Here is an 11098-nt window from a genome sequence, read left to right as displayed (position 1 = left end):
TATCAGGAATATGCTGAAGGGGCTTCACCCAGGCATCGAATAATTCGGAAACGAAAAAACATCGTCGGCAGGGACGCATAAGATCCCGCAGGTGAAACAAAGAGCTCGGACGTGAAAAGCGGATACTTTTTTATAAATCGGTCAGTGGAAAGGAGGTATTTGTCGGTTGAATTTACCCAAACGACACCTTTGGAAATTATTTTGCGGATCAATGAACTTTTTCGTAACTTGCGACGTGTTTTAATTGTTATATAGACACAACGGCAAAAAGAAACGAACATTACAAACATTAATTTATTTGCAAAGAATATGAAAAGAGTGAATCTATGGGTTATGATGCTGCTTAGTGCAGCGGTATTGCTCTCCGGTTGCGGAGCCAGCAACACGACGAAAGGAACAGCCATCGGCGTAGGCGGCGGCGCGGCGGTAGGCGCGGGAGTCGGCAAGATTGCCGGAAATACGGCCTTGGGCGCCGTGATCGGCGCGGCGGTAGGCGGCGCGGCAGGCGCCATCATCGGCAAGAAGATGGACAAGCAGAAGAAAGAGCTGGAGGAAGTACTTCCGGAAGAAACGAAGGTGGAAGTGGTGGAAGAAGAAGGACAGGCTCCTGCCTTGAAGGTGACGTTCGACTCGGGTATTCTGTTTGCTACGAATTCGAGCACCGTCAGCGAAGCTTCGAAGTCGGCACTGCGCAACCTGGCTACGAATCTGGAGAGAAACCTCGATACGAACCTCCGCATCGTAGGTCATACGGACAACACGGGAAAGGTGGATTACAACCAGACGCTTTCGGAGCGGCGCGCGAAAAGCGTGTACGACTATTTGGTGGAGCAGGGAGTCAGTACGAAACGAATGACGTACGAAGGCAAAGGCATTCATCAGCCGGTGGCCGATAATACGACCATCGGAGGACGTGCACAGAATCGACGCGTTGAAATCATGATCAGCGCCAACGAAAAGATGGTAAAAGAAGCCAAGCGAGAAGCCGGAGAATAATTCTTCGAAAAGATAACGAAACAGAGAGAGGCGGCCTTCCCTAACCGAAGAATCGGTTTCCGGAGGTCGTCTCTTTTGTGTTATGCTGTAAGGATGTCAACAGTACGTTTCTGAACGAGGAAATCGAATTCTTTCGGTTGCAAACCTTTATTCTTGCTAAACGAAAACGCTATTTACACCGGAAATCATCCAAACAAGAAATGTTTTACTAATTTTACGTCGAATTTATATGAATCCATTTAATAAACAGAGCCTATGAAGAAGTATATGGTGAGTATCATGTTAGCGGGGTGTTGGTTCGTGTCTGCGACGGTTGCAGGCCGGGAAACCTCGAAGATGGACCGGTTTATCGATGAGCTGATGAACCGGATGACACTACAAGAGAAGATCGGCCAGTTGAATCTGCCTGTTTCGGGAAATATCGTTACGGGCGAAGCCAAGAGCAGCGATATTGCGGCGAAGATTGCGCGTGGCCAGGTCGGCGGACTGTTCAATCTGAAAGGCGTTGCGAATATCCGCGCCTTGCAGGAGATTGCCGTAGAAAAAAGCCGTTTGAAGATACCGCTTCTCTTCGGGATGGACGTGATTCACGGCTATGAAACCGTTTTCCCGATCCCTCTTGCGTTAGCATGCAGTTGGGACATGGAGGCCGTGAAGCAGTCGGCACGTATCGCGGCCGTGGAAGCTTCGGCCGACGGTATCTGCTGGACGTTCAGCCCGATGGTCGACCTCTGTCGGGATGGTCGTTGGGGACGGATGGCCGAAGGGGCCGGCGAAGACCCGTATCTGGGCGCGCAGATCGCCCGCGCAATGGTCGAAGGGTATCAGGGCCATGATTTATCTGCCGCGAATACGCTCATGGCATGCGTGAAGCACTTCGCTCTTTACGGCGCCTCGGAAGCCGGACGCGACTATAATACGGTCGACATGAGCCGACGCACCATGTTCAACGATTACTTCCCGCCGTATAAGGCAGCCATCGACGCCGGAGCCGGATCGGTAATGACTTCGTTCAACGTCGTCGACGGCATCCCTGCAACAGGCAACAAGTGGCTGCTGACCGACGTGCTGCGCGACATGTGGGGCTTCGGAGGCTTTGTCGTCACGGACTATACCGCCATTGCGGAGATGACCGAGCACGGCATGGGCGACCTGAAACACTCCTCCGCCCTCGCGCTCCACGCCGGCACAGACATGGATATGGTCTCCGACGGGTTTGTCGGTACGCTCGAACCATCGCTCCGTGAAGGAAAAGTTACGATCGAAGCGATCGATCGTGCTTGTCGGCGGATACTGGAAGCCAAATACAAACTGGGATTGTTCGACGATCCTTACCGTTATCTGGACGCTCGCCGGGCCGAAAAGGAAATCTTTACCTCCGCCCATCGGGCCGAAGCCCGTCGCATAGCGGCGCAAACGTTTGTGCTGCTCAAGAACGACGGCGGAATATTACCGCTGCAACGTAGCGGGCGTATTGCGCTGATAGGCCCGATGGCCCACAGCCGCTTCGACATGCCCGGAACGTGGAGCGTCGCCGCTCGTCCCGAAGGATACAAGTCTCTCTACGAAGCGATGAAAGATGCCGTAGGCACGAAGGCGGAAGTCGTGTACGCCAAAGGCTCGAACCTGATGCACGATGCCGGACTGGAGAAAAACGCGAAAGCTTTCGGAGGACCGGAAAGAGACGAGCGTCCGGCGGAAGAAATCCTGCGCGAAGCGCTCGAAACTGTTGCCGGAGCCGATGTGATCGTAGCCGCCGTAGGTGAATCGTCGGGGATGAGTGGTGAATGCAGCAGCCGCAGCGACCTCACTTTGCCCGACGCCCAACGCGACCTGCTGGCCGCCTTAAAAAAGACCGGAAAACCGATTATACTCGTGTATTTTTCGGGTCGCAGCACGGTGATGACGTGGGAGAACGAACATATTCCGGCCATTCTCAACGTCTGGTTCGGAGGAAGCGAAGCCGGCGATGCCATCTGCGACGTGCTGTTCGGCGACCGGGTGCCGGGCGGACGGTTAGTCACCTCCATGCCCAAAAGCACCGGACAGCTCCCCCTCTACTACAATCACCTGAACACCGGACGCCCCGAACGCCAGTGGTTTTCCAAGTTCCGCAGTAACTTCCTCGATGTAGACAACGATCCGCTTTTCCCCTTCGGTTACGGACTTTCGTACACGACTTTTGCATACGGCGAAGTGCGGCTCGACCGTCATACGCTGGACGAAGGCGGCAAAATCACGGCTACGGTCGAGGTAACGAATACGGGCGCATACGACGCGGACGAGGTCGTACAACTCTATATCCGCGATGTGGTGGGCAGTGTATCCCGTCCGGTCAAAGAACTGAAAGGCTTCCGGCGAATCAGCCTGAAACGCGGCGAAACGCAGACCGTGTCGTTCAACATCACGACGGACGATCTCCGTTTCTACAATGCCGACCTCGACTATGTGTGCGAACCGGGCGAGTTCGAGCTGATGATCGGCCGCAACAGCGCCGACGTCCAGACCGTTCGCTTTATGCTTAAATAAAACAGCCATAACGCATACATTGATTTATTGATCTTTTTTATCGATCTTTGTAACGGATTCCATGAGTTTGAGACATTCATTTGTCATACGATACATTCCCGTCATCATGCAGCTCCTCCTTTTTTCATGCGGAGACGCATCTCGTGACCGACAACTGCTGCATGAGGCGGGAATGTTATCGGACTCGTTGCCCGCAGATGCTCTGACAAAGCTGCAAGCCGTCAATAAAAGCGAACGCTTCACGAAACCCGACTATGCAAAGTACGAAAAAATCTTTGTCGATGCCGGCGCGTCTAAAATCTCGGTTTTCATGTTGCCTTTCAGCGGAGCTCCTGCCGTGGCGTGGACGCAGGATTTTGCCGGCAATATGATCGACTTAAAGATGGATTAGAAAGAATTTCTCCGAAAAAAACAGGCCGGTCTATCTACTGAAAAAGGCGGGTTCCGATATTCGGTAACCTGCCTTTTAAAAAGTTGCGGAGGCAAGATTCGAACTTACGACCTTTGGGTTATGAGCCCAACGAGCTGCCACTGCTCCACTCCGCGATATATCGTCATCAAATTTGTTGTTTGAGGCCGCAAAGATACGACACTCTTTTGAAAAAACAAAATATTCCGTTTTTTTTTCCTGCGCATTGGTAAATCGCAACTTTTTTATCTACTTTTGCGCACAAATTAAACGAAAGTGTGCAGTTTATGTCCATAGCCGTCTCCAAAACGCGTGATACGTTAGTTGATGTCGCCCGTCAGCTCTTTGCCCGCATGGGGTATCACAATACGACGATGAACGACATTGCACAAGCTTCGCAAAAGGGCAGACGCACCCTGTATACGTATTTCAAGAACAAAGACGATATCTTTTCGGCCGTCGTGGAAGCCGAACTTAACAAGCTGCTCGAAATGCTGCTCGAAGTCGCCGCGAAACAACTGCCGGCCGACGAGAAACTGATTTCCTTTATATATATACGTTTAGATGCGGTTAAAACGATCGTATTCCGTAACGGTACGTTGCGGGCTACGTTCTTCCGCGACATCTGGCGGGTCGAGAAAGCCCGCAAAAAGTTCGATCAGCGCGAAACGGAAATCATCTGCAATATTCTGGAAGAAGGTGTCAAAAAAGGCATCTTCCATGTTCCCGACATCCGGGTGACGGCGCTGATTATTCATCATGCACTGAAAGGGCTGGAGGTTCCCTACATTCGCGGACATATCAGCGACTCGGAAAGAGACCGGATCATTGAGCGGCAAAACATGATGAATCTTATCTTCAATGGAATTAAAATCAAAAACAATGTATATTAACGCTACAGGATTTTATATCCCCGAACAACGGATTCCCAATTCATATTATACGGAAAAAGCAGGACTGACAGACGACTGGATCGTGCAGCGCACCGGTATAAAAACACGGGCGAGGGCGCGAGCCGACGAGAATATCAATACGATGGGACTCGAAGCCGTACGAAACGCCTTGCCTTCGCTCCCGTACGACATCAAAGACGTAGACCTGATCGTGGCCGCCACGTATTCACCGTACGACACCGTCGGCACAGCCGCTCATGTCGTACAACACGCCTATGAGATTGAGGATGCCAAGGCGTTCACCATCTCATCGGCTTGTTCGTCGTTCGTGAACGCGCTCGAAATCGTCGAAGGGTATTTTGCCTGCGGGAAGGCGCGCAAAGCACTGATTATCGGAGGGGATAAAAACTCGGCTTACAGCAACGAAGACGATCCGAAGGCCGGGCATCTTTGGGGCGACACGGCCGTGGCTTTTTTTATTTCGAACGAACGTGTCCATGAGAAAGACTACGAAGTGCTGGAGATTTACACCGAGGCGCTCGGTACGCTCGGCAAAGGCCCCGAAGGCATCCAGCTGCGTCCGCGCGACGGGGGAATCCGTATGCCCGAAGGAAAAGACGTCTTCATACAGGCGTGCACGTACATGCCCAAAAACGCCAAGCGTCTGCTGGAAAAGAACGGCTATACGTTCGACGATCTCAGCTACTTCATCGGCCATCAGGCCAACCTGCGGATATTAAAGAACATCGCAAACAATATCCGCATACCCGACGAAAAAATCCTGAGTAACATGGAGGAATTGGGTAACACCGGTTCGGCCAGCTGTGCGCTCGTCTTCGCCCAGCATATCGACCGGTTCAAGAAAAACGACTTGGTGTGCATCAGCGTTTTCGGCGGCGGATACTCGGCGGGAGCCTGCCTCATTCGTATATAATTGAGACACGATACAGACTTTACCAATTCAAACCTTTAAAAATTCAATAAAAATGAAACTACTGGAAGGAAAGACAGCCCTCGTGACAGGCGCTGCACGCGGCATCGGCAAAGCGATTGCCCTGAAATTCGCTTCGGAAGGAGCAAACATTGCATTTACCGATCTGGTAATCGACGAGAACGCGCAAGAGACGGAAAAAGAAATCGCTGCCTTCGGCGTGAAAGTGAAAGGATATGCATCGAATGCGGCGAACTTTGACGAAACGCATCAGGTGGTTGACGAAATTGTGAAGGACTTCGGTGGCGTGGATATCCTCGTCAACAACGCAGGGATCACAAAAGACGGCCTGATGCTGCGCATGAGCGAAGCACAGTGGGATGCCGTCATCGCCGTCAACTTGAAATCGGCGTTCAACTTCGTTCACGCCTGCTTGCCCGTCATGATGCGCCGGCGTAGCGGAAACATCATCAACATGGCCTCGGTCGTAGGGGTACACGGCAACGCCAGTCAGGCGAACTATGCCGCTTCGAAGGCCGGCATGATTGCCATGGCCAAGTCCATCGCACAGGAGATGGGCCCGAAAGGCATCCGGGCCAACGCGATTGCTCCGGGCTTTATCGAAACGGCCATGACAGCCGCACTGCCCGAAAACATCCGCGAAGAATGGATCAAAGGAATCCCCTTGCGTCGTGGAGGTACGCCCGAAGATGTGGCTAACACCGCCGTATTCCTCGCCTCGGATATGTCGTCGTACGTTTCCGGACAGGTGCTCCAGATCGATGGCGGTATGAACATGTAACGAGGGCGAAGCGCACAAGCCTTCCCCTCCGAACAAAACCCGTATCATGAAACGGACTAACGATTTTCTTACGTGGTGGTTATGCCTTGCCTTGCTGTCTTTCTGCGTACCGATGAATGCGCGAAACTCCGCGCCCGCAGAAAGCAGCGGCATGGCTACCTCCGGTAAGTTCGAACACAAAGACCCGTTGCCGCGTAACAAAGACGCCGCACGGCAGATGGACACCGTCATCGCGCGTTATCTGGAAGCTGTTCAGGCCGCCGGTCACGACTTGCACAGTATCATGATCGTACGGCACGGCGAAGTGATTGCCGAGCGATGGTTGGGCGATCATGCTCCGGACCAACTGCATATCCTCAACTCCGTCAGCAAAACGTTTACTTCGATGGCCGTAGGCTTTGCCGTGGCCGAAGGACGCATCCGGACGACCGACAAAGTCATCGATTTCTTCCCCGATAAATTACCGGCAAACGTAGACGAAAAGCTGAAGAAGATGGAAATACGCCACCTGCTCACCATGTCGTCCGGGCACGACACCGACCCGACGGCCAACATCCGTCAGCATCACGACAAAGATTGGGTTGCCGAGTTTCTGGCCGCTCCGCTCGCGCACGATCCGGGACAAGTATTCGTTTACAATAGTCTGGCCACGTATATGCTTGCCGCCATCGTACAGAAAGTGACGAACCAGAAAACGGTCGATTACCTTCGCCCGCGTCTCTTCGACCCGCTCGGCATCGGCACGGTGAGATGGGATGAAAGTCCGCAGGGCATCAACTGTGGCGGATGGGGACTGTACGTCCGTACCGAAGATATGGCCAAGCTCGGACAACTCCTCCTGCAAAAAGGACAATGGAAAGGACGCCGGCTGCTTCCCGCCGCATGGATCGACGAAGCCAGCACCTCGCACATCTCCTCGCTCCCCGCCGGAGCACGCCGCGAAACACTGAAAACCCGTCCCGAAGACAGCGACTGGCTGCAAGGCTACGGCTATCAGATGTGGCGATGCCGACATAACGCCTTCCGTGCCGACGGCGCCAACGGACAGTTTATTATCATCCTGCCCGAAAAAAACGCCGTCATCGTCACTACGGCACACATCGGCGACATGCAGGCCGAACTGAATATGATTTGGGAACATCTGTTGCCTGCGTTATAGCAGCATGGCAGAACAAAGACGTCCGTCGACACGACGACAGGAACAAAATGCTATTACGTATCCGTCGACACATCGCTTATCTTTAGCTTCTTCGTCACAACGATTAAAGAAAGGAATCATATGCTTTAAGGGATGCGTGAAACACAGTTGTGTTCCAATTGTTTCACAACTGTTGTTTAAATAAAAGAGCCGCAGGAAAAAGCTTAGCTCCGGTTATGGCCAGGTTAAAACGTACGATACAAACATCATAAAATAAAGGGAATGGCTTATTACAACTTATACGAGACGACTGATCCGAATCGGTCAACGTATCTCGACGGCTTATATGAGACCCTAAGAAACGAAACGTATGGAAATCATTTATGAAGATAATCACCTGATTGCGGTGAACAAGAACGGGCACGAGCTGGTGCAGGGCGACAAAACGGGCGATGCCTCGCTGGCCGATTTGCTGAAGACGTGGCTGAAGGAGAAGTATGCCAAGCCCGGCAATGTATTTGTGGGTGTCACGCATCGCCTCGACCGTCCGGTAACGGGCGTCGTGGTCTTTGCCAAAACGAGCAAAGCGCTTTCCCGGATGAACGAGTTATTTCGCACCGGAGAGATCAAGAAAACGTATTGGGCCATCGTACGCAACCGTCCGCCCGAGATAGAGCAGGAGTTGACGCACTGGCTCGTGCGCAACGAGAAGCAGAACAAAAGCTACGTGTGTGCTCCGTCCCAAAAGCCGGATGCGCGAAAAGCCGTGTTACATTACCGGCTCATCGCGCAATCCGAACATTATTATCTCCTCGAAATCGACCTGCAAACCGGCCGGCATCATCAGATTCGCTGCCAGCTGGCGGCCATCGGCTGCCCCATCCGGGGCGACCTCAAATACGGCGCCGATCGCTCCAATCCCGACGGAGGCATCAGTTTGCACGCCCGTCGCATATCGTTCGTTCATCCGGTATCGAAACAACCGGTCGATATCGTCGCACCCGTACCGGACGAACCGCTTTGGAAAGCGCTGACGGAAGGTGTGCCCAAACTGGCGTTTTGACACACTCTCCTGCAATTTTATTTCTTGGCAAACAGTTCGTCAAGTTTCTTATTCAAGTCATCGCCCATGAGGTTGCGTGCCAGAATCGTGCCATCCTTGTCGACGAGGATCGTACATGGGATGCTGTTCACGCCGTAAAGCGCACCACCTGCCGACTTCCAGCCTTTCAGGTCGGAGAGATGAATCCAGTCCATCTTCTTCTCTTTGATCGTTTTCAGCCACGCCTCTTCTTCCTTGTCGAGCGAAATGCCGACAATCTCGAAGCCTTTCTTGCGATACGTCTTGTACGTGGCCGTCAGGTTCGGCATCTCATGCATGCACGGTCCGCACCACGATGCCCAGAAATCGATGAGCACCACCTTCTTGCCTTGTCCGACGTAATCGGACAGCTTGCGCATCTTTCCTTTCGGATCGGGCATTTCGAAGTCGACGAACGTCTTTCCCGGAGCCACACTTTTCAGCACTTCAAGGTGAGCGACCATCGGACTGATACCGGGAAAGCTCATAAACGTCGAATCGGCTTTGGCAAAGATGGCTTCCTGCTCGCTTTCATCGATATAATGACGGAATTCGTGAAGCAGTTTCGCCGCCGACAATTTAGTCGGATTCGCATCAATATAGGTTTTCACCGCATTCAACACATCCGTATCGATCTGATACGCTTTCTTTTCAGCTTCCTGATCGCCTGCTCTGATGGCTTTCACCAAGTCGGCATATCCCTTGCGCGCCGTCATAATCGACTCACGCACCGTCTTGAACGCGTCGTTCTCCGGTGTCCCCGTCACATACGAAAACGTATCGAGCACAGCCTGCATCTTTCCGTCGTGCAAGACAAAGAGAGTCGAGAACGCAGGAGATTCGCCCGGTCGTGCCGCGCCCCCTTCTTCGAAATGAAGCATACAAAGTTGCCCCTGTGTTGCGGCGCCCTCGAACTTAAACGCATTCTTCGCAATCAACGCACTGTCAATCACTCCTCCTTCTTTCCCGAAAGAAGTCAGATAGACGTATTTGCCTTCCACGTCTGTGCGCGCCTCGGCAATCCGTCCCTCAATCACGTAACCGGCCTTTTGTCCGCCCTGGTTACAACCCGTTAATGCGGCTATCGAGGCCGCAAGTACAAAAATCTTTTTCATAACAAAAATATTTAATTCCAATTCGATTCCTTATACATTATATTATATAACAATCACGGCCGACAATAGTTCGCCTCGATCTCTCTTTTTCTTTTCGAAGGCCGCCTGCAAACGGCCGCAAAAGTACATTTTTATTTTCCAACCTCTCTTTTCAACCGATTTTATTTGTCGGTTTGAATATTCGCATTAACTTTGCATCGCAAAGTACTTTTAAGAAATGGAAAATAAAGACGTATTCAACACCTTGAACGAAATCAGGTCTTTGATGGAGAAATCGTCGAAGGTTTTGAGTTTAAGCGGAGCATCGGCCATTTTAGTCGGTGTGTATGCATGTATTTCGGCAGTCGTGGCGTATTACATGTTGGGCGGTACGGGCGGATGGTCGCAGGAGCTGCCTTCGTTTCCGCGTCTGCAAGTCAATACGCCTTATCGCATGCAGCTGATGCTGATCTTTGCGGCTGTGCTCGTTGTGCTGTGTCTGGCCACCGTGTTCTTCTTCTCGCGGCGAAAAGCGAAACGGAGCGGACAACGTTTCATATTCGACCGCACGGCGCAACGGATGTTGCTGAACTTTTTCCTGCCACTCGTCGTAGGTGGTATCCTCTGCCTCTCGCTCATCTGGAAGCAGCACTACGGACTGACCTCCTCAGTGATGTTGATCTTCTACGGTATCGCTTTAGTCAACGCCTCGAGTTATACGTATTCGAATACGCGGTATCTGGGCTATGCCGAACTGCTGCTCGGTCTGGCCGACAGCTTTGTCGAAGGCCATGCCCTGCTGTTTTGGACACTCGGCTTCGGGCTCTTCCATATCGTTTACGGCATTTTCTTTTATCTCAAATACGACCGCCCTGCCCGCACCCGATGAAACCGATACCGGAAGAGATCAACAAAGCGTTTGAGAGTAAGGCGCGGTTAGGCATCATGTCTGTCCTGATAGCCAACGAATCGGTCGATTTCGTCACGCTGAAAGCGCTGCTCGAAATGACGGACGGCAACCTGGCCAGTCATACGCGCAGTCTGGAAGCGCTCGGCTATCTTCAGAGCAGCAAGCAGTTTATCGGACGTAAGCCGAACACGACATTTGCCATCACGAAGAGCGGACGTGACGCTTTCATCGCCCATATCAACGCCCTCGAAGCTTTTCTGAAAGAACAGATGAAACAATATCAAAAATAATTTTTTTCGCCCAAACACTTTGCAT

Annotated in this window: 10 protein-coding genes, 1 tRNA gene and 2 pseudogenes; 10 read left to right on the top strand and 3 right to left on the bottom strand. The window is 52.2% G+C overall.

The features are described 5' to 3' along the window. Nucleotides 1-309 precede the first annotated feature (309 nt). From Q4A89_RS07500 to Q4A89_RS07490, 3 genes are all read left to right on the top strand, one after another. On the top strand, nt 310-996 hold the full coding sequence (locus tag Q4A89_RS07500; RefSeq protein WP_303184659.1) for an OmpA family protein: 687 nt from the start codon (nt 310-312) through the stop codon (nt 994-996). 279 nt (nt 997-1275) lie between these two features. Next, nucleotides 1276-3525 carry a beta-glucosidase BglX gene (bglX, locus tag Q4A89_RS07495; RefSeq protein ID WP_303184662.1) on the top strand — a complete coding sequence of 750 codons (2250 nt, stop codon included), beginning with the start codon at nt 1276-1278 and terminating at the stop codon, nt 3523-3525. 61 nt (nt 3526-3586) lie between these two features. Beyond that, complete coding sequence (locus Q4A89_RS07490; protein WP_303184658.1) at nt 3587-3916, top strand: hypothetical protein; 330 nt, start codon at nt 3587-3589, stop codon at nt 3914-3916. A gap of 83 nt (nt 3917-3999) precedes the next feature. Here Q4A89_RS07490 and Q4A89_RS07485 read toward each other — a convergent pair. Beyond that, nucleotides 4000-4071: transfer RNA gene (locus Q4A89_RS07485), tRNA-Met, on the bottom strand. Nucleotides 4072-4221: 150 nt separating this feature from the next. Between Q4A89_RS07485 and Q4A89_RS07480 the strand changes: the two genes are divergently transcribed. The 5 genes and pseudogenes from Q4A89_RS07480 (at nt 4222) to Q4A89_RS07460 (ending at nt 8761) form a co-directional block, all read left to right on the top strand. Further along, complete coding sequence (locus Q4A89_RS07480) at nt 4222-4827, top strand: TetR/AcrR family transcriptional regulator (RefSeq protein WP_303184657.1); 606 nt, start codon at nt 4222-4224, stop codon at nt 4825-4827. After that, entirely contained in the window at nt 4817-5761 is a 945-nt protein-coding gene (locus tag Q4A89_RS07475) for a 3-oxoacyl-ACP synthase III family protein (RefSeq protein ID WP_303184656.1), read from the top strand. The genes Q4A89_RS07480 and Q4A89_RS07475 overlap by 11 nt, the downstream gene beginning before the upstream one ends. Before the next feature lie 52 nt (nt 5762-5813). Then, the gene (gene fabG / locus Q4A89_RS07470; RefSeq protein ID WP_303184655.1) at nt 5814-6560 is read left to right on the top strand and encodes a 3-oxoacyl-[acyl-carrier-protein] reductase; all 747 of its coding nucleotides are present in this window, start codon (nt 5814-5816) and stop codon (nt 6558-6560) included. A 187-nt stretch (nt 6561-6747) separates the two neighbouring features. Then, nucleotides 6748-7719 (top strand): annotated as a pseudogene (locus Q4A89_RS07465) (serine hydrolase domain-containing protein); the annotation flags it as partial. A 349-nt stretch (nt 7720-8068) separates the two neighbouring features. Beyond that, nucleotides 8069-8761, top strand: coding sequence for an RluA family pseudouridine synthase (locus Q4A89_RS07460; protein ID WP_303184654.1), 693 nt, complete (start codon nt 8069-8071; stop codon nt 8759-8761). Nucleotides 8762-8778: 17 nt separating this feature from the next. Here Q4A89_RS07460 and Q4A89_RS11710 read toward each other — a convergent pair whose 3' ends face one another. Beyond that, nucleotides 8779-9495, bottom strand: a complete 717-nt coding sequence (locus Q4A89_RS11710) for a TlpA family protein disulfide reductase (protein ID WP_368389500.1) — start codon at nt 9493-9495, stop codon at nt 8779-8781. A 33-nt stretch (nt 9496-9528) separates the two neighbouring features. Then, a pseudogene (locus tag Q4A89_RS07450) lies at nt 9529-9894 on the bottom strand (DUF4369 domain-containing protein); the annotation flags it as partial. A 217-nt stretch (nt 9895-10111) separates the two neighbouring features. Here Q4A89_RS07450 and Q4A89_RS07445 point away from each other — a divergent pair. Continuing rightward, a complete protein-coding gene (locus Q4A89_RS07445) occupies nt 10112-10762 on the top strand; it encodes a hypothetical protein (protein ID WP_303184652.1) in 651 nt (216 codons plus the stop codon). Continuing rightward, nucleotides 10759-11073, top strand: a complete 315-nt coding sequence (locus Q4A89_RS07440) for a transcriptional regulator (protein WP_303184651.1) — start codon at nt 10759-10761, stop codon at nt 11071-11073. Before Q4A89_RS07445 ends, Q4A89_RS07440 begins: the two co-directional genes overlap by 4 nt. The last annotated feature ends 25 nt before the right edge of the window (nt 11074-11098 follow it).

Origin of the sequence: Tannerella sp. (assembly GCF_030528505.1) — a bacterium.
Classification (GTDB): Bacteria; Bacteroidota; Bacteroidia; order Bacteroidales; family Tannerellaceae; genus Tannerella.
The sequence above is the reverse complement of the archived record's forward strand: the minus strand, read 5'-3'. Positions and strand labels throughout refer to the sequence as shown.